At 47.3% G+C, this 19,901-nt stretch carries 17 protein-coding genes; 16 read left to right on the top strand and 1 reads right to left on the bottom strand.

Annotation, left to right across the window (positions count from 1 at the left end):
* The 9 genes from AC58P7_RS11930 to AC58P7_RS11890 form a co-directional block, all read left to right on the top strand.
* Positions 1-2,252, top strand: a 2,252-nt coding sequence (locus AC58P7_RS11930; RefSeq protein ID WP_497343004.1) for a beta strand repeat-containing protein, incomplete at its 5' end; no start/stop codon positions are given.
* 114 nt (positions 2,253-2,366) lie between these two features.
* Positions 2,367-4,370, top strand: coding sequence for an S-layer homology domain-containing protein (locus AC58P7_RS11925; protein ID WP_497343002.1), 2,004 nt, complete (start codon positions 2,367-2,369; stop codon positions 4,368-4,370).
* Between the two features lie 163 nt (positions 4,371-4,533).
* On the top strand, positions 4,534-5,508 hold the full coding sequence (locus AC58P7_RS11920; RefSeq protein WP_497343000.1) for a phosphotransferase: 975 nt from the start codon (positions 4,534-4,536) through the stop codon (positions 5,506-5,508).
* 9 nt (positions 5,509-5,517) lie between these two features.
* Positions 5,518-5,805, top strand: a complete 288-nt coding sequence (locus AC58P7_RS11915; RefSeq protein WP_497342998.1) for a hypothetical protein — start codon at positions 5,518-5,520, stop codon at positions 5,803-5,805.
* Positions 5,806-5,868: 63 nt separating this feature from the next.
* Positions 5,869-6,246, top strand: coding sequence for a hypothetical protein (locus AC58P7_RS11910; RefSeq protein WP_497342996.1), 378 nt, complete (start codon positions 5,869-5,871; stop codon positions 6,244-6,246).
* Between the two features lie 199 nt (positions 6,247-6,445).
* Positions 6,446-7,369: an NAD(P)/FAD-dependent oxidoreductase gene (locus AC58P7_RS11905; protein WP_497342995.1), complete on the top strand. Its 924-nt coding sequence runs from the start codon at positions 6,446-6,448 to the stop codon at positions 7,367-7,369.
* A gap of 27 nt (positions 7,370-7,396) precedes the next feature.
* The gene (locus AC58P7_RS11900; RefSeq protein WP_497342993.1) at positions 7,397-7,636 is read left to right on the top strand and encodes a glutaredoxin family protein; all 240 of its coding nucleotides are present in this window, start codon (positions 7,397-7,399) and stop codon (positions 7,634-7,636) included.
* Between the two features lie 30 nt (positions 7,637-7,666).
* Positions 7,667-8,236, top strand: coding sequence for a peroxiredoxin (locus AC58P7_RS11895; RefSeq protein WP_497342991.1), 570 nt, complete (start codon positions 7,667-7,669; stop codon positions 8,234-8,236).
* A 109-nt stretch (positions 8,237-8,345) separates the two neighbouring features.
* Positions 8,346-8,609: a hypothetical protein gene (locus AC58P7_RS11890; protein WP_497342989.1), complete on the top strand. Its 264-nt coding sequence runs from the start codon at positions 8,346-8,348 to the stop codon at positions 8,607-8,609.
* A 293-nt stretch (positions 8,610-8,902) separates the two neighbouring features.
* Here the strand turns inward: AC58P7_RS11890 and AC58P7_RS11885 are convergent, their stop codons facing one another.
* The gene (locus AC58P7_RS11885; protein WP_497342987.1) at positions 8,903-9,976 is read right to left on the bottom strand and encodes a LacI family DNA-binding transcriptional regulator; all 1,074 of its coding nucleotides are present in this window, start codon (positions 9,974-9,976) and stop codon (positions 8,903-8,905) included.
* Between the two features lie 242 nt (positions 9,977-10,218).
* Between AC58P7_RS11885 and AC58P7_RS11880 the strand changes: the two genes are divergently transcribed.
* The 7 genes from AC58P7_RS11880 to bioC all read left to right on the top strand — a co-directional run bounded on the left by AC58P7_RS11880 (position 10,219) and on the right by bioC (position 19,872).
* Positions 10,219-13,335 carry a beta-galactosidase gene (locus tag AC58P7_RS11880; RefSeq protein ID WP_497342985.1) on the top strand — a complete coding sequence of 1,039 codons (3,117 nt, stop codon included), beginning with the start codon at positions 10,219-10,221 and terminating at the stop codon, positions 13,333-13,335.
* A 543-nt stretch (positions 13,336-13,878) separates the two neighbouring features.
* The gene (bioA, locus tag AC58P7_RS11875) at positions 13,879-15,240 is read left to right on the top strand and encodes an adenosylmethionine--8-amino-7-oxononanoate transaminase (protein ID WP_497342983.1); all 1,362 of its coding nucleotides are present in this window, start codon (positions 13,879-13,881) and stop codon (positions 15,238-15,240) included.
* Positions 15,237-15,977, top strand: a complete 741-nt coding sequence (bioD, locus tag AC58P7_RS11870) for a dethiobiotin synthase (protein ID WP_497342981.1) — start codon at positions 15,237-15,239, stop codon at positions 15,975-15,977. Before bioA ends, bioD begins: the two co-directional genes overlap by 4 nt.
* 54 nt (positions 15,978-16,031) lie before the next feature.
* Positions 16,032-17,030, top strand: coding sequence for a biotin synthase BioB (bioB, locus tag AC58P7_RS11865; RefSeq protein WP_497342979.1), 999 nt, complete (start codon positions 16,032-16,034; stop codon positions 17,028-17,030).
* Positions 17,031-17,043: 13 nt separating this feature from the next.
* Entirely contained in the window at positions 17,044-18,222 is a 1,179-nt protein-coding gene (gene bioF / locus AC58P7_RS11860) for an 8-amino-7-oxononanoate synthase (protein WP_497342977.1), read from the top strand.
* The gene (locus tag AC58P7_RS11855; RefSeq protein WP_497342975.1) at positions 18,219-19,007 is read left to right on the top strand and encodes an alpha/beta hydrolase; all 789 of its coding nucleotides are present in this window, start codon (positions 18,219-18,221) and stop codon (positions 19,005-19,007) included. The genes bioF and AC58P7_RS11855 overlap by 4 nt, the downstream gene beginning before the upstream one ends.
* The gene (gene bioC / locus AC58P7_RS11850; RefSeq protein ID WP_497342973.1) at positions 18,997-19,872 is read left to right on the top strand and encodes a malonyl-ACP O-methyltransferase BioC; all 876 of its coding nucleotides are present in this window, start codon (positions 18,997-18,999) and stop codon (positions 19,870-19,872) included. The genes AC58P7_RS11855 and bioC overlap by 11 nt, the downstream gene beginning before the upstream one ends.
* The last annotated feature ends 29 nt before the right edge of the window (positions 19,873-19,901 follow it).

Here is a 19,901-nt window from a genome sequence, read left to right as displayed (position 1 = left end):
CGTTTGGTACGGGAGCATTGTTCAATTGGAGCAGCGATAACCTCCGTCTGACGATCACTCTGGGCAGTAATCCGACAATAACGACAAGTGATAGCATCGTAATTGCGTCGGGCAATGGTATCAAAGACGTAACAGGCCTGGAAGAATTGGCGACAGTGACGATGCCGATTGGTAGCGGCAACTTCGGCGTGGCAGTCGCACCAAACGTAACACAAATCTATGCTGTCAATTCAAATGGAAATGTTACAACTACAGGCGATCATCTGGTATTCGTATTCGATACAGCCGTTGATCACAGCAACTTCGATCCGACGAAGATCGTAGTAGATGGCGGCATTCGCACGCTTGACGCGACAGTAACCGGTTCTACGTATACTTGGGACAGCACGAACACCGTATTGACTATAACTTTGAGTTCGTCGGCTACCATTCAAAATGGCGATACACTCTCGTTTGAAACTGGTCACGGAATTAAGGATGCCACTGGACAAGTGGATTTGACGGCAGTAAGCGGAATGGCATTCCAAGGCAGTTTTGGTACAGCATCCATTCCGTCTGTCCTCTCTGCAATTGCTTATGATGCGGATGGAACTGTTGATATCTATGGAGATAAGATCGTTATCATGTTTGACCGGCCAACGAATACACCGGTGATTACATCAGAGATGCTGAGAGCAGTACTAGTAACTGGATCTACAGTAACTGGATCTACGTACACACTTGGCGATTTCGCCACAGCTATCTGGGAAACTCCGCAGACGTTAACGATTACCTTGGCCACGTATGGCTCAGTAAGCGGGGCTGTGTATGCGAACCTGGCAATCGGCAATACGCTAGATCTTAGCGGTCTTGGCATCAAAGATGTAACTGGGACTGTACCAGCGGCGAACACGAACCCAGTCGTATTGGATGGAAGCTTCACACCAGGAATACTTCCGCGCTTCTTGTATGCCATGGCGATGAATGGCGGGACTCCAGGCGCTGGCGCAGGAGATACTATTGCACTAATTTTCAATACCGCAACGAATAAGCCGGCAATTGATCCTAAGGACATTAAAGTGAGCAACGGACACACATTGGGTACTGGCGCAACAGCAGTATGGAGTACGGACGGTACGACGTTGACGATCCATGTGACCAATGGCGCTACAATTCAAGTTGGGGATCAAATTGATCTGACTGGTCTTGGCATTAAGGATAGTAATAACTTGGCTTGGCTTACTGATGTAGTGCAACAAGTCACGGGTTCATTTGGACAAGCGATAGCGCCAAGTGTTAACAGTGTTATTGCTTCTGACGCAGGCATCAATGATGGCGCTGGATTTGGGGACAAGCTCACGATCACATTTGCATCGGATACGAACAGCTCTGCAACGGTTAATGCATTGACCGACATTCTCGGAACTGGAGCTTCTGCAGAGTGGACGAATGCAAGAACATTAGTTATTACTTTAGGAGTTAATCCGCAGCTTCAAGATAACGGAACAATCACGCTTGATGCCCTTGGCATCATGGATGTAACCGGAACTGCCATGGTAACAGGCACGTATCAAATTCAAGGTACATTCGGTCATATCGCGGCGCCACAAGTTGTTAGCGCAATTGCTGCAAGCTATGACATTACACAGAATGGAATAGCAATTGACTCAACAATTACCATTACTTTCGATCAAGCGACGAACAAGTCCGGAACAATGAACAAAGCGCAGATTGACAGCATTGTGAGCTTTGGCGGCAAAGTACTAGGCGCTGATTATACAGGTGCTTGGTCGAATGGCGGAAAAGTCTTAACGATTACAGTTGTTAATCCGGCTGGATCGACATTCTCTGTTGGCACCACTACTTTAACAATAAGTGGAATGAAAAACGCGCTTGGAAATTCCGCAGTCACGAATTCAACCGTATCACTAGGCGGAAGCTTTGACGGCAGACAGTATGTGATATCAGAAGGGACTTTGAATCGTAACGGTGGCGTGATTACGGCGAATGTTACGATCAACAAAGTAAACGAACATCAAGGAAATGAAGTGATTGTATTTGAGTTAATGAACGGCACTACTCCTGTTCAAGTGACGACAATAACAGCTGATTTAACTCAATTTAGCCAATCTTTTGAACAGAAATTTAACGGTTTAACAGGTGATCTTTCCAATTATACAGTTACTGTTCATATTTACGATGGTTTGGATACCAATACAATGACAATTCAAAAGCTACTAGCAGAAGAAAAGGTCTTACATGTTATACAGTAAATTGAACCGGGGAATTTGCGAATTATTTCGCAAATTCCCTCTCATATTAAGGAAGGATGAAATCATTTGACAGCGACACGACGGGTTTTGAGTCTGATGCTTACCTTGCTCCTAGTGAGCACATTTGTATTTACTTCAGCTGTTTTTGCTACAAACGACATACAAGCTCAAACGAATAAATCCACATATGCACCTGGTGATATAGTGACTGTAACTGTAACGTCCCCAACTTCATGGGATATTGTAATGAAAGTCATAGCTAGCACCGGTGGTATTTTCCACACTGATTCTAAATCAGCCAAGTCCAATAGCACCGGAAACACAACATTTACATTCACTTTAGGAAGTTTACTTGGTCAATATACAATCGTGGTAGGTGGAAATGGCAGTTCTATGAGCTCCATGACAGCAACACCTATCGTTATTACTGTAGCCAATCCTAGCGGCGGTATTATAGTCGTCCCTATCTCTACACCATCTAAAGACAGTGATCCTGATCAACTAGATGAAATCACGGTTACACTTAAAAATATCAACAATCCGAACGCATCGGACAAAGACATCCAGGATGCAATCAACACCGCATCTGAACAATTAAATCAAGTTTTAACAGGGCTATTTACGCTTACAGACCCAGATAAATCCAAGCAAGCCCTGCAGTCAATTCTGGATAATATCAATTTGATGGCTTCTGCGGCTTCTAAAGTGAGCGGCCTAAAGACTTCCTCCGCAATGACTGATAAAATTATACCTTTGGCTGGTTCTGTGAGAAAATTAACGAACGATCAGGGTCTACCCGAGGATCCAAAGCTTATTACAACTGTCACTGAACTTGCAAATTCAATCAATCAAAAAGCTGGAACCCTAGATTCTACGCAGTTAAAAATGGATACCAGCGGAAAAGAAACCAAGATTGTTGTGGACTCTGATGCTTTGCAGAAACAAATTCAAAGTACAGATGAAACGACAACGACACTTTCAAATTTGCTGAATCAAAATCATTTTTCAGATTTGGCCAAAAAATTGGAAAAACAAGTGATTGTTAATGTGCCTAAAGATACAGCAGTTGGAGACATTACGAATGTTACGCTTCCTTCCTCTAATTTAAGTGATCTGAAGACGAAGAATGTAAACTTGGTTGTCAACATTGATGGTGTCGTTTTAAAATTTAGCCCTGATTCCTTACCAGTTGTCGATTCCAATAAAGTGAAATCGATCGAAGTCAAAGTAAGTCAACCAACTGATTCTAAATCTTTACTAGATAAAAAGCCGACAAATGCAGATACGATAAATGTACCTGTGAATGATTTTAATTTATCTTCCACAAAGAATGACAATACCGAAACGCTGTTGAACAATCAGTTTGGCGATAAGGTTGTCGTCAGTATGTCGTTAGACGGAGTAGATAAATCAAAAGTAGACGTTAATAAAATTGCGCCGCAGTATTTTAACCCTACGACAGGGAAATGGGAACTTATTCCAGGCGGCAAGTATAATGAAAAAACGAATTCCATTGAATTTAGCGTCAGTCACTTCAGTACGTACACATTGATGCAAATTAATAAATCGTTTAACGATGTGAAGGGACGTTGGTCGGAAACTTACATTTCTCAAGCTTTTGCCAAAGGAATTGTAACTGGCCGCAGCGACTCATTATTTGACCCGGCGGCAAACGTAACCCGTGCTGAATTTGCGGTCATGCTGTCCAATACGCTTGGTCTTTCTTCTAGCTCTTCAACTGTGCCATTTAAAGATGTTGCAAAAGATGCATGGTATGCCAATGGAGTTGCATCCGTATATAAGGCCGGTTTCATTGACGGAATTACTTCAGAGCAATTTGCACCGAATGCAAAAATTACCCGTGAACAAATGGCAACAATGATCGGGCGTGCTTTGGAAAAAGTAAAAAACACAAAATCTGTGGCTAATACAGATTCATCAATAATACTGACTTCATTTAGTGACAGAAATGTAATTTCAGACTGGGCAACCAATTATATGGCACTTAGCGTACGGGAAGGCTTATTGAGTGGAACCTCTGATACGACATTATCTCCGTCCCAAGTGGCTTCTCGCGAGCAAGCAGCAAAAGTAATGTTGATATTATTTGAAAAATAATGGCTAATCGCTTAATTTGCCAGTAACTAGGTTCGAACGAAATTGCATATAAAGAGGAAAGCACCTACATCAGGTGCTTTTTTTCTTTTAGCGTAAAGGGGTATAAACTGCGGTTAGCGAATAGGTTGATAAGAGATGGAATAAGTTGAGAGGTGATACGGTGGTGTATAAACAACGTGAGCAGGTGCTCTCAAGTGTTGTCACGCCCAATGGAGAATTGAATGCTGCAATGATTATGGGGCGAGAGCCCGTGTATATAGGCAGAAATGGCAGGGTGATTGAGCGATTCTGGGTGGATATCGATGGTCAGCGAGAATCGTATATATTTAAGCCCGTAACGAATGGAACGACGACAGGTCGTGAGAAATGGATATACGAACAATTGCTAGGTTCTGTACCTGTGCGGTTTCCTAAGCTTTATGTTACTGCTGAGCAGGAAGATCCTGAAAAGTTTTGGACGATCTATGAAGATATGGGCGAGATGTCGCATCAATTAGCGGATGGTGATTATGTCGTTGCTGCCGCGAGTATTCCCTTATGGCATAGTCTTCCACTTCAGATGATACCTTCGCATTTCACAGGGGATAAACGAGATCTGACTAATTTGATGCAAGAGGTTTTGGATGGGTATCACAACACGGGTCAGCGATTGTTAACGCTATATTTAGATGGGGAAAAGATTGCAGCTATCAAGCAACTCATTACGACATGGAACGGAAGCTTAGCATCTGAAATTGTTATTTCACATGGTGATTATCATCAGGGGAATTTAGGTCGGAAAGAAGCTGAGTTTATTATTATAGATTGGGAGTTCGTACATCATAATTCCGTGTATTGGGACTTGTATTGTTTATTAGATATGATCCATCCTGATTTTCCGAAAATGATTAGCTCCACCACTCGTCTTGCAGCGCTGCAGGCGTATGTGAATCAAAGAGCTTCGCTAGGCTGGGTAGCCGATTCTGCGGCTTTCATTGCTGATTACCACCGTTATACGATTGTTCATTCGCTCTGGATGCTAGAATTAATCGAACAGGATTTACAAAAAGGACAGTGGGAAGCGTCCAAATTACTCCGCGCTCAACAAGAAACGATGCATTCCCTTGCAGAATGTTTAGCTTATTGTCAGGAAGTTTAATTAACTTCTGTGGAATTAGGACTTCTGACCCCGTCTTTACTTCCACTCCGAGGCGGAGGTATTACGAAGCCAACATTTGAATCCATTAAGGCGGATAAAGAAGCCCGATTGTCTCAGCTTCAGTCAGTAACAAGTATCGCGCTGCGAGCACTCTATGATCAATATCAGATTTCACATGATGCGAGTTTAATCTCGCAAGGTTTAACTAAACTAGCCCAAGTAGATAGTCAATTTAATCAAATTATGAGTGAAACAAGCGCGAAGCGCCCATTTTTTGGGCATTTGTTCACCGAGTAGGCATTCGCACACATACAGTATAGAAGAAAATCAAACTATACGAAGAATGTGAGTGATTCCGATATGACGAAGAAAGAAGATCAAGAATTACGTCCGCCGGTAGGAGGGCACGTTGGCGGTATTGGGCATGGACCGGGAGGTATTGGTCACGGCCCTGGTGGGCTAGGTCATGGTCCTGGCGGGATTGGGGGCATTGGAGGCATTGGAGGTCCAGGTCACTTCCCAGGTGGACCAGGCCACTTTCCCGGGGGGCATGGACACTTTCCTCACCACGGCGGTGGTTTTAATAATTTGCTGCCATGGGTAGTGGCCCCATTGTTATATGGTGCGGCGACACAACCTTACTATCCATATCCATACCCATATCCATATCCACCCTATAATACATGTCCATATCCACCCTATTGTCCACCCTATTATCCACCGTATCCAGTAGTCTAGGAACGGTTACGGATTTCAACAGAGTTAAACTCAGAGCTGTCTTAAAGTAGGAAATCACTACTTTCTAGGCAGCTCTTTCTTTTCCCTTATTTAGAATTATTATAAAATGGATTGACTTTCTATTTATTTTATTTATAATAATTATTATCTGATATCGATTATCAATGAAATGAAAGCCGTACGGAAGGAGTGCATCGCCATGTATGATGTCATTATAGTTGGAGCTGGACCCGCGGGAGCTTCTGCGGCGATTTATACAGCAAGAGGGAATTTGAAAACATTAGTTATCGACAAAGCACCGAATACAGGAGCTTTGGCCATTACTCACAAAATTGCGAATTATCCGGGTGTGCTTGGCGAGTTATCGGGTAAGGATCTGTTAGATACGATGCGCGAGCAAGCAAAAGGGTTTGGGGCCGAATTCATCCAGACGACAATTACGGATGTGGATGTAGAAGGCGAAACGAAGTACGTGTATACCGCAGATGGGATGTATGAAGGCAAGTCTATTGTCATTGCGACAGGATCGAAGGGACGCAATCGCATGCTGCCTGGCGAGGAAAATCTAATGGGACGTGGCGTAAGCACGTGTGCCACTTGTGATGGTGCTTTTTTCGAAGGGAAGACGGTCGCTGTGATCGGAGATTCCGAGGAGGCGCTGGAAGAAGCGCAAGCATTAAGTAAGTTTGCGAGTCAAATCCATTTTGTCGTACCGCGTCCTGAGCTGCAAGGCGTTCATCACGTTCCGGAATTGAAAGGCACGAATATCCTCTATAAAACAAAGCCGCTTGAAGTACTGGGAGACAAGCAGGTACAAGGTCTCAAAATTCGTACAAGCTCTGGCAGCGAGGAAGTGCTGGACGTAGATGGTGTATTCGTATTCCTATCTGGCAGTAAGCCAGGTACGGATTTCTTACAGGATCAAGTGCCGTTAGACGAAGAGGGCTTTATGATTTTAGATAGCTCGATGCAGTCGCCGGTTGCAGGTGTTTTTGGAGCGGGAGAAGTCAGACGTACACCAGTTAAACAAGCGGTTGTTGCCGCTGCGGATGGTGCGATTGCCGCCATGGCTGTTGATAAATTCATTAATAAACGGGCTCAATTGATTCCGCAATACAAATAATTCAAACCTACTAGGAGATGACCGCCAATGTCTAACGTTATCGTATATTCCAGTTCCAACTGCCCATATTGCCAACAGTTGAAGAAATATTTAACAGACCAGAGTGTCGCCTATGAAGAAAGAAACATCGATCTCAATGATCAATTTGGACAAGAACTGCACGATATGGGCTTAATGTCATTGCCTGTCACCGTAATCGGAGAACACAAAATTCTAGGTCTCAACGTCACCAAACTCAAAAAAGCACTAGCTGAAATCGCTAGCTAAATCACTCATATCCACAAAGGAGATAATACCATGACACAGCAACTAACCGTTCAATCCAACCATACCTTTGCTAAAATAGGGCTGCCTGCACCGAATTTCTCACTTCTTTCGACGAAAAATATGGAAACGCTCGAGGAAAAAATCTCGTTGGAGGACTACCGTGGCAGATGGCTCGTATTCTTCTTCTGGCCATTCGACTTCACATTCGTGTGTCCGACGGAAATAACGGCTTTCAGTGACCATTACGAGGCATTCCTTGACCTCGATTGTGACATCGTTGGCGCGTCGGTAGACAGTGTCTACACGCATCGTGCTTGGACACAAACACCGCGCGATCAAAGCGGGATCGGCCCAGTGAAGTTTCCTTTGGTCAGTGATTTCTCCAAAGAAACGGCACGTGCTTATGGCGTCCTAGACGATGAAACAGGTGCTGCGCACCGCGGCTTGTTCATCATCGATCCAGAAGGCGTGCTGCGCTATCAAGTGGTCACGGACATGAATGTAGGCCGTTCGGTTGACGAGACACTCCGCGTGCTTCAAGCGCTTCAAGCCGGAGGTCTGTGCCCAGCGAATTGGAAGCCAGGCGATCGCACATTGTAAGCTATTGAAGCCCCAATCGACGTGATGTCGATTGGGGCTTTCCTGTATTCTGACGCCCATTTGAAGTATAATATAACGACTACAGGTAGATAGTGAGGTCGGGTGCAGCATGGCGTCCATAGCGGACAAGGTTTTTATGGGTTCTTTGATTTTGATGATGGTATCCGTGGTGATCAGCGGGGTTGGTTTTCAATTCGTGAATTGGAAATCCCAAGTCACAGATGAGTTGGAAGAAGAAACGAAAACGAGCAGCAATCGGAAGAAATCCGTCATGGATCGCCAAGATAAAAGTCTGAAACGAATCGGTCGTTCCTACTTATTTTGGATATCTCTAGCGGGTATGCTAGTATCCATTGGGCTTAGTTATTTATAACTAATGATTGTAAGTAACGGACATAAAAGGCGTTATATAGGCAAAATGAGACGTTTTGGAAAGCTAACGGACACAGAAGATGCTATTTAGTAGAATTCAGTCGTTGATCATGTTGTTTTGCCCCAATAGAGGCGCTGATGTCCGTTAGCTTCTGAAAAGAACAATTTGGGCTGGAATAAGGTCCGTAGTGTCCATTAGAATATGCAGATGGTGGGAAGATAGACGGAATTGTAACATCAAAAAACACGCCGAATTCGGCGTGTTTTTTTGCTGTGGTCGAACCTATCCCCATGTTATCCAGAATCCCGTGCGATGAAGCGGGCGGATATGATGATTTTCTCCGTTTGCCTACCGGGGTGGTTCAGTCGGTATAGCAGTGTTTCTACGGCTCGAATGCCGAGGGATTCCTTACCTAACTCAATGGTGCTCAAGGGAGGATTCGCATAGGCGGCGGGTTCAATGTTGTCTAAGCCAATCACTTTAACGCGGCCTGGCACGTCGAAGCCATTGCGTTGTAAGAGGGGCATCAGAGCAAGTGCCAGATGATCGTTCGCACAAATAAAACCATTTGGTACGCTATCCTGCGTCAATGCCGCCACTTTGCGTTCCAGTTGGTGAAGCATGCGATGCTCGCCGTAAGCGATTTGCCATTTCTTTAAATGATAGTGCTCAGCCGGTCCGGCCATATCCTCTAATGCCATGCGGCAACCCCACCATCGCTCTTTGAAGCTAACGGCGAAATGATCGTCGCCAATGAAAATAATGCGTTTCGCTCCAGCGGATAGCAGGCGTTGACAGGCCATTTTGCCAGCATCCATATTATTATTCAGCACACTATCCACCTTGATAAGCGGTTCACTATGGTCAATGAGGACGAGCGGAATCCCACTTTGCTTCAACGAAATGACGGACTGCGCGGGAAAAGTTCCTGCTAACAGCTGTCCCATACAATGCGATGGATCGAGATAGGATGGCATTTGCAGTCCAGGCTGGTGGTTTGGTGCGATGGGGACGATGAGATGCTCGTAGCCTGACGCTTTGCTGGCTGAGGCAATACCGGTGAGAACCTTTCCCCAGAAAGGGTTGTCCTGCAAAGAGGCAGACTGAATCCAGACCAAAATATAGGGGGTAACCTCTGCCGCTATGTTCAGATCTTCGTTAGTACCCTGGCTGGCTGCATGAGGGATCTTCTGCATGGGTTGAGCATGAGCGTGTTGGACCCTATAGCCCATGGCTTTCGCCATCTCTTGAATACGAAGCCGATTCTCATCGCTAACGCCTGATTTACCTGATAAAGCTTGAGAAACGGTGAACTTGGACATACCAAGTCGGTCCGCGATTTGCTGCATCGAAACTTTTTTGCTCATCATAGACACCCTTTTATGTTGAAAATACGTTATTATCCTAATAAACCTAACAAATCTATTGTTCCTGATCAGAGAGAGATTGTCAATGTCCGCTTATCTAGTGGGTTTATTTAAAAAAATGATTGACCTCTAACAAGAAAGTGAGTAAATTATGTGCATGAATATTACTTGTTAGGCTAACAAAAATAACAAAATATTAAAAGTTGTCTTTATACCTACACACCCACTTGGAGGATGAGAGCATGCTTACTACGATTATTTTTTACGATGCCACGTTTCCTTACGAAGGAATTCGCCCTGATGACAAGGCTGTTGCACAGTTAAGAGAAATTGGACGATTGGTTGGGGCGAATGAGCTAGAAGATGCGCTGCAGCAAGGAGCAGATAACTTCATTCATTTACATGGACGGTACTTTCCGAAGTCAGCGTGGAATGCCATTCTTGCTCATACTCGCAAAGGCAAAGGATTGGTACATGTGGGCAGCGCCCCTTTCCGAGTACCGGCTTTCCTAGGTTCAGAAGGGTGGGAGTTGGAGATTGAACAGACGGCTTACCATCAGCAGCTTCAGATTCATGAAATACTGCCTGTTGATTCATCACCAATTGCTAGCTATTCCGCGCATGCGGAGTTACCGCTACTTGCTGGCAAGGAAAATCTCTTCCCAATTCAACCTACAGTTGGATTCGCATTGCATGTAACACGTGCCGATGATCACCCGGGTCAAATTGGTTCAAGCGGTCCCATGGATGCTCACATCACGCCTTTACTGAAAGGGATATCTAATGAAGGTCGTGAAGTCGCGGCACCTATCGTGCTGCTTGAGAATACGAAGGGCGCGTTCGCGGGGAGCCGCCTCATTTTCGCCAATGTGGTAACGGATGAAACTTTCTGGGGTAACGGAGGAGCCGCGTTAGTCGGAGAGTTAGCTGCGTTCACCAAACGTGGTGTTACGGAAATCTGGTTCAAGCCGAACTACGCTTGTTATGATCCCGGCGACCGTGCAGCCTTGACCGTTCAATTGCAGACGCTTGCGAATCGTACGGATGCTATTTCGGAGAATGTGTCATGGACGTTCCATGTTCAAGTGATGAAAGAGGGGGTTGTGACCCCGATCTGGACGACGGAATTCCAAATGAACGCATCACGAGAGCTCTCTTTTAAAAAGGTAAACCTACCTATTGATATCGAAGCGGGTTACTATACAGCGGTTTGTAAAGCGGTTGCCAACACGGGGGAAACGCGCACGTTGAACCAAGGATTTTGGGGTTACGATGCTGATCTGCTTCGTGAAGGAACGCCGATGTCCTGTGATCGCGACTACTTCTGGAAGGACGGACGTCCGCTTCCCATCGTTGGGATGACCTATATGACGAGTGATGTGGCGAGGAAGTTCCTGTTCTTGCCAAACGTTGCCGTGTGGGATCGCGATATCGCGCAAATGGTCAAAGCAGGCATTAATTTGCTGCGTACTGGCGTTTGGTCGGCGTGGCGCCAAATCATGTTCGTAGACGGGCACCCATATGAGGAAGTGCTGCGCAGCATTGATGCATTCATTTTGACATGTAAAAGACATGGCATTGAAGTCACTTTCAATTTCTTCTCGTTTACACCGGAGCTGTGGGAAGGCGTGAATCCGTATTTGGATCCACGCAGTGTGGAAGCGCAGAAACGGTTTATTTCCTCTGTGGTGTCCAGGCATAAAGAGACGACGAACGTGCATTGGGATCTGATCAATGAGCCGTCGATGTTTAATCCGAATAAGCCTTTTGCTGGGCCTCAGTCTGCTCATGATCCATTCGAACACGAAGCATACGTGGCGTGGCTAGAGCATCGTCATGGGGATATTCGCAAGCTGCAAGAGCGTTGGAATATGACGCCTACGGAGCTGCCTAGCTTTGCTAGTGTCCGTTTGCCGGATGTTTCCGAAGTGAACATGAACACCACGGAAACGGTGGAGAAAAAGGGTGCACCATGGCTGGACTACACGCTATTCACCATGGACATGCACAATCGTTGGGCGAAGGAATTGATTGCCACGATTCGCAGCATCAATCCAGCTCAGCTGGCGACCGTGGGCCAAGATGAGGGTTTGGGCGCGCAGCGGCCATCGCCTTTCTTTTACGCAGAAGCTGTGGACTATACAAACGTGCATACGTGGTGGTTGATGGATCAACTGGTGTGGGACGGGATTTTCTCCAAGGCGCCAATGAAGCCAAGCTTAATTCAAGAGACCGGCATTATGTACGTGGAAACGGCGGATGGGCGCGCGAAGCGTTCGGAGTACGAGCTGCGTAACATTTTGGAGCGGAAATATGCATATGCGTTCTCGACAGGGGGAGCGGGCGCTGTTCAATGGATTTGGAACATTAACTTCTACATGAACAATATCAATGAGTCGCATATCGGAGCGCTTCGTGCAGATGGGACGGAGAAGCCGGAGGCTGATGTATCCTATGATTTCGGTGCGTTCATGGGCGAGATTCGTGACCTCTTCGTGGGTCGCAAATTAGAGGATATCGTTGCTATATTCCCGTATTCAAATGACTTTTCCACGCGAAAATTTACCGCTGACGCAACGGCTAAGCTTACACGCACGCTAGCGTATGGGATGAACGTGCCGTTTCGCGGCTTGAGCGAGTATCACTTGGAGGCATTGGCGTCTGATCAGCCGAAGCTGATTATCGTGCCGAGTGCACATAATTTCAGCGATGCTGCCCTAGTGGAACTTACGACGCATGTGCGTGAAAACGGAGGAACGCTGCTCTTCACGGGTCCGCTTGGATTGAATGAATATTGGGCGCCGACAGCTCGATTGACTGAAGTTGTTGGCGAAACGGTGCTCAGCAATATTTTGCGGGAAGAGGCGATGGTTCTAGAGGGCGAAATGTACCCGGTGTCCTTCGGTGGTGCTCGCATCGCTCAGCTTAATAAAGAGGTTGCGCTTTCCGACGACGGGGGCTGGAACTCTCAGCATGGCGTTGTACGCAGCTATGAGCTGGGGAAAGGGCAACTGATCTGGTGCCCACTGCCGGTTGAGCTGAACGAGCGTGGCGATGTACTAGAAAAGCTGTATGCTTATGCCATGAAGCAGGCTGGTGTTGAGGCGGAGCTTACTTGGGCGAAGGGCGGACAGCTGCCTGGTGTTTACGGGCGTAAGCTGAGCTTCGATGCTGGCGCGTTGTTTATCTTCGTTTCGGAGTACGGCGTTGACACGGAGATCGAAGTGACCGATCCGGTAACGGGTCGCAGCTATGCCTTCGAGCTGGAAGCAGAGCGTACCGTGATGTTCGCAGCGAACAGTGCAGGTGAACTGTTGGCTGTGTATCGACCTGAGCAGGTTCAGGTGGAGCTGAAATAGCAGTAGCTGGATGAAATAGAGGCTAGGATGATAGCGAAGAAGATGAAATAAAGAAGAGGGCTGTCTCAAAGTAGCTATTTCTACTTTGGGCGGCCCTCTTTGTGTAGGGATAAGAGTGGTTTACCACTCTTATTATGAAGAATTAGCTGCTTTTGGGTGAAATAGAGGTGGTCAACCACTTCTATTGGTCGGACTTGCCCTAAATTTGCGCCTTCTCCTGATAGTTAAGAGTGGTTTACCACTCTTATTATGAAGAAATAGCTGCTTTTGGGTGAAATAGAGGTGGTCAACCGCTTCTATTGTGTGTCTATGAGGTATTATCCCCTTAAATAAAAAAAGGCGCCGTCCCTCGAGGTAAATTCACCTTTTGGGACGGCGCCTTTTTGTTTGCGTGGGGCCTGACCTCGCCAACACGGTCAATCCGGTTAAGTAAAATTTTCTTTACAGGATTCCTTCCGTTTGTTAAAATTGCAACAATCTATTGTTAACCTAAAATAATTATTTTTGGTTAACAATTAAATGAATGACGGATGGTGATACCTTTTGTTAACGGATTATGAACGGCTTGCTGCCTTGAATAAGGAACATTTATGGCATCCTTTTACGCAAATGAAAGACTACAATAACGCTGATCCGCTTATTATTGAGCGTGGTGAAGGCGTCAGGCTATATGATGTCCATGGACGAGCTTATTTTGACGGTTTTTCATCCGTTTGGCTCAACGTACATGGACACAATGTACCTGAGTTAAATCAGGCGATTACGGATCAGTTGGGTCGCGTCGCTCATTCCACCCTGCTCGGAATGGCCAATATACCAGCGATCGAGCTTGCGGAGAAGTTGGTGGGGATTTCGCCGAAAGGGTTAAACAAAGTGTTCTACTCTGATTCAGGAGCGACCGCTGTCGAGATCGCGATCAAAATGGCGTTTCAATACTGGCATAACCAGGGAGCGCGGGGTAAAACGAGGTTTATCACGATGAATCAAGCGTACCACGGAGATACCATTGGTGCGGTAAGCGTCGGTGCAATTCCTCTCTATCATGAGGTGTTCCGCCCTATGTTATTTCCTTCGCACGTCATTCCATACCCTTACGCTTATCACCATGAGGGCGATGAGAAGAAGGTATTGGAAGCTACGCTAACTGCTCTGCGTACATTACTTGAGACGCGGGCGGATGAGATTGCGGCGCTCATTGTGGAGCCCATTGTGCAAGGGGCAGGAGGCATCGTTGTCATGCCGCCGGGCTGTCTGCACGAAATGTCAGTGCTATGCCGAAAACATGGCGTACTGCTTATCGCTGACGAGGTGGCGACCGGTTTCGGTCGGACGGGTGCTATGTTTGCTAGTGATCTCGAAGGCGTGTCGCCTGACTTGATGGTGGTCGGGAAAGGGCTTACCGGCGGCTATTTGCCTGTAGCAGCGACGCTTGCGACGGATGAGATCTACAACGCATTTTATGCCGATTACCAAGAGCAGAAGACTTTTTTTCACGGTCATTCCTACACGGGCAACCCGCTTGGGTGTGCTGTTGCTTTAGCTAGCTTGAAGCTGATGGAGGAGCGCAGCATGATTGAAGGCGTAAGAGCAAAGGCAGCATTTGTCGAGCGTAAGCTCGCCGTCCTTAAGGATCGCCCGCACGTCGGTGAAATCAGGCAGAAAGGATTGATGATCGGAATCGAGCTTGTACGCGATAAGGCTTCACGCGAGCCATATGATTGGGCAGAACGAATCGGCGTGCGCACAAGTCTGCGTGCCAGAGAACTCGGAATGCTAACAAGACCGCTTGGCAATGTGATTGTCTTCATCCCTCCGCTTGCTAGTAATGAAGCTGAGCTTGATGCTATGACTGATATTTTAATAGAATCCATCATTAGCGTTACAGAAGGCGGTTCAATGACATGAGCAGAGTGAGGGATGAATCAATACGGGGTTTATTTGTGACCGGGACAGACACTAGCGTTGGGAAGACAATTGTCACTGCGGCCATGACTGCTGCGCTGCGCGCCGAAGGATTGAATGTCGGTGTCTGGAAGCCGGTTCAATCCGGCGCACGGCTTGGCAGTGGACTGACCGATGCTGAGCGGCTGCTGCAGATCACGGGGATCGCTGAACGACCCGAGACTGTGGCGCCATTTACATTCGAAGCTCCGCTTACACCGCTGCTAGCCGCTAGACAGGCGGGTGTGACCCTTACACTTCAGGAGCTGATTGCAGCAGGTATACCTCTCGCTAAACGTTACGATTCGCTGCTCATCGAAGGCGCAGGCGGTGTCGCTGTACCGCTTACTAACGACGACCTTATGGTGGACTTGATCTCAGAGCTTCGGATCCCTGCGCTGATTATAGCCCGTTCCAGCCTCGGTACGATTAACCACACGCTTCTGACTGTGTCATTCCTGAGGAATCGCGGAGTTCCGATTTCAGGTATTATCATGAATGACGGCGAATGGACGGAGCCGCCTGATGACCCGAGCATGGCTACCAATGCGGAGCTCATCGAACAGTACAGCGGTCTTAAGGTCTTGGGGAGGTTCCCCCGCTTGCCCGCCGATTCTAATTCAGAAATGTGGATACATATCGTTCGCCAAACCATACAATTGGGGCCTATCAGACAGGCATTAGCCGGTCAAAAGCTATAGATACTGCATATGAAGAAGGTTTTCTCACGGAAAACACTTAGGAGGATAATTGAAATGAACACAATTATTGTTGATTTGAAATGGCAATCACTTGCTCAAAAAGCGTTACAAGGAGAATGTTTAACCGAAGAGGAAGGGCTCGCTGTACTAGAAGCCGACAATGATGAGGTGCTGCTGCTGCTGCAAGCTGCCTTTCAGGTGAGGAAACATTTTTTCGGTAAAAAAGTGAAGCTGAACATGATCATCAATGCCAAAAGCGGCCTTTGCCCAGAGGACTGCGGCTACTGCTCGCAATCCATTGTTTCGACGGCACCGGTTGCCAAGTACACCCTGCTTGATAAAGATACGCTGCTTGCCGGGGCACGTGAAGCGTTGGCACGCAAAGCGGGTACCTATTGCATCGTAGCGGCTGGGAAAGGCCCGACAGACAAGGAACTGGATCAAGTCGTAGACGCAGTTAGAGAAATACGTGAAACGATGCCGCTCAAAATTTGCGCATGTCTGGGCATTCTGAAGGGCGATCAAGCCGAACGTCTTGCAGAAGCAGGCGTACATCGCTACAACCATAACTTGAACACCAGCAAAGCCAATTACGCATCCATCACAACGACCCACACCTACGACCAACGGGTTGAAACCGTGGATAAAGTAAAGACACAAGGCATGTCCCCCTGTTCCGGTGTCATTATCGGTATGGGTGAGACCAATCAAGAGATTGTTGAAATGGCTTATGCACTACGCGAACTCGATGTGGATTCGATTCCGATTAATTTCTTGAATGCGATTCCGGGAACCCCGCTAGAACACGCAGGCCGCACGCCTTCGATGAAAGCGTTGAAGGTACTGGCCCTGTTCCGTTTCATTTGTCCGTCCAAAGAAATTCGCGTAGCGGGCGGGCGTGAGGTCAACCTTCGCAGCCTACAGCCTCTGTCGCTGTACGCTGCAAATTCACTCTTTGTAGGGGATTATTTAACAACAGCAGGTCAAGATGTTTCGGCTGATCATCAAATCATTGAAGATTTGGGCTTTGAAATCGAATTAAACGCCCTTTAAGGTTGTGACGACCATGAAATGGATTGAAAAAGAACTTGAGTTACTAGCTGACGCCTCGTTGGAGCGCTCCTTGCGTACATGTAGTCCTGTATGCGAAGCTCCAGGCTACACAATGCGTGGCGAACGAAGGCTGCTCAACCTGTCCTCCAATGACTATCTTGGACTCGCGGGGCATCCTGCCATTATTGAAGCGATGCGCGAGAAGCTGCTCACAGAAGGTGCTGGCTCAGGCGCTTCGAGGCTTGTAACAGGCAATCGCCCGCCCTACGATCGGCTTGAAGAAGAGGTAGCCAACTGGCAGGACCGTGAAGCAGCGCTTGTTTTTGCAAACGGCTATATGGCTAATTCTGGTGTTATTGGAGCGTTAGTTGGCAGAGGCGATGTTGTTTTCAGTGATCAATGGAATCATGCGAGCATTGCGGACGGCATTATTTTGAGTCGAGCGGAGCACGCTAGGTACCGTCATAATGATATGGCACATTTGCGTGTGTTATTGAATAAGCACCGAGATAAACGACGAAAGTTGATCGTAACCGACGCTGTCTTCTCTATGGATGGCGATCAGGCGCCATTGCGTGAACTGGTCGCGCTTAAACGCGAGTTCGGAGCCATGCTGATGGTAGATGAGGCGCACAGTGGTGGGATTTACGGGAAGCGAGGAGAGGGATTATGCCATGAGCTCGCAATCCAGGATGATGTGGATATTCATATGGGGACGTTCAGCAAATCGTTCGGTGTCTACGGCGCATACATCTGCGGTAGTCGCACGCTAATTCGATGGTTGGTGAACAAAGCCAGGCCGCTCATCTATTCGACCGCGTTGCCTCCTTCTATTGTAGCTGGTATTTCAGAGGCGTTAGTATTGGTGCAAGCTGAACACTGTCGCAGAGAAAGGTTATACGCGATAAGCAGGTTATTTCGATCCTTGCTTGGGGTATCTGGTTTCCAAATTGGTACTGGCGACTCTCCGATTGTCCCCGTGATCGTCGGCGATAACGAGACGACCTTACGTTTCAGTAGTGAACTTGAAGAAGAAGGTATCGCAGCAGTAGCCATACGTCCACCAACTGTCCCTGAGGGCACTGCTCGTATCCGCTTCTCCTTGTCAGCCGCCCACACGGAAGAGGAACTGACGGAGGCAGCCGCACGAATCCGTAAGATCGGAGTACGACTAGGAGTGGTGAGGCTATGATGACATCAGAGATCCACGAAGTGAAAACTCGGAAAGAGAGAACTACTACCATCATGTGGCTGACAGGCTGGAGTATGTCGGATAAGATTTTCGATAGGATGCGAGAGTTATTACCTGACTTTCATCATATTTCAGTTGAATACAGTGAGGCTGGTTCTCCTGAGGAAATGCTGCTCCTGACTGAAACGGCCGCCCAAAACATCCTGTCTTCGAATGGATTAGCTCCTCTTACGAACGATGTTCGAGGCAGGCTTTTGGTCTGCGGTTGGTCACTCGGCGGACTATTAGCACTGAGATTAGCGGCCAAAGGTTACGGGGATGGACTTGTGTTGTTTGCGGCAAACGCTCGTTTCACCCGGCCTAAGGAAGAGATGGATCTAGGTTGGTCCGTTGCTTCCATTAGACAGATGATGATCGAGCTTAAGAAGAACCCGCAAGATGTTGAAACCAAATTTCGTCAGAACTTGTTTACAGAAGCTGAAAAGAGAGCCGGTCTTGGAAGTAGTCTCCCATTCATCGGTAGCTGGACAATCGCGGGACTCATTTCGGGTCTCCAGATTTTGCGAAGTGAGGAAGTCTTGTCTGCGCTGCCGACTATCGACTCTCCGGTTCTTGTTGTTCATGGCACTGCAGATAAGATATGTCCTTACGGCGCTGCGCTAGAGCTTCTAGCAGGCTTGCCTCAAGCAGAGTTACTTACAATTCCTGATTGTGGGCATGTACCGTTTTTGGAAAGGGAAGCAGACACAGCTGATAAACTGAGGAGATGGTGGCATGAGCGCTAGAATATCTGCGATTCAGCGTCAATTTAACCGTAGTTCAAGAGGGGCGTACGACAGTCATGCTCATGTGCAGCGTAGTATGGCAGACTTGCTTGTTAAATCCCTCGAAGGGTGGGTAGTCGATGGCGACACAGACGGGCTCAACCTTCTTGAGATCGGCTGCGGCACGGGTGCTCTGACCGAAATTTTGCTGAACGAGTGGTCGTCTTCAGTGTCTATTACTGCACTTGATATCGCACCTGAGATGATCAAAGTGGCTGAACAGCGAGTCCTATCTGGTGGTGAGGCAAACCATTTGGAGTCCTACAAAAGCCCTTCGGCTCGCTTGCAATTTCTTCATGCTGATGTTGAGGGGTGGGCGCCTGATGCTCCTTCGGCCTCATTTGATCTCATCGTCTCTAACGCCTGCTTTCAATGGCTGAGTAATCCAGGGCAAACGCTAGGCCATCTTCGGCGGCTACTTCGCCCTGGAGGCCTGCTTGTATTCACCACCTTCGGACCCGATACGTTTCATGAGCTGCACAAGTCATTTGATGAAGTTTATCGAGCTAGCGGCATGGAGCCTCAGCGACATGGCTTATCCTTTCAATCGGCTGATCAGTGGAAGGAGTGGCTTAAGGAGGTTGGATTTTCAAATATCCAATATGAACGTGAGGTTCGAAAGGAAAAGTATAGTTCCGTTAGAGATTTCCTCTTTTCGGTAAAAGCAATGGGAGCTAGCACTTCAGAAGCTGTTACCTTGCATGGTATCAGCACGCGACGGCTGTTCGCCAAGATGTATCAGGAATACGAGTATAAGTTCAGCATACAGGGCGGCATAGTCGCTAGTTATGAGCTTCTATTAATCCAAGCGTCGGCCGATGCGTAGAAAAGCAGGGTTCATGCTACGAAAAAAAG

Source organism: Paenibacillus sp. J22FR5 (assembly GCF_059691975.1).
The sequence above is the reverse complement of the archived record's forward strand: the minus strand, read 5'-3'. Positions and strand labels throughout refer to the sequence as shown.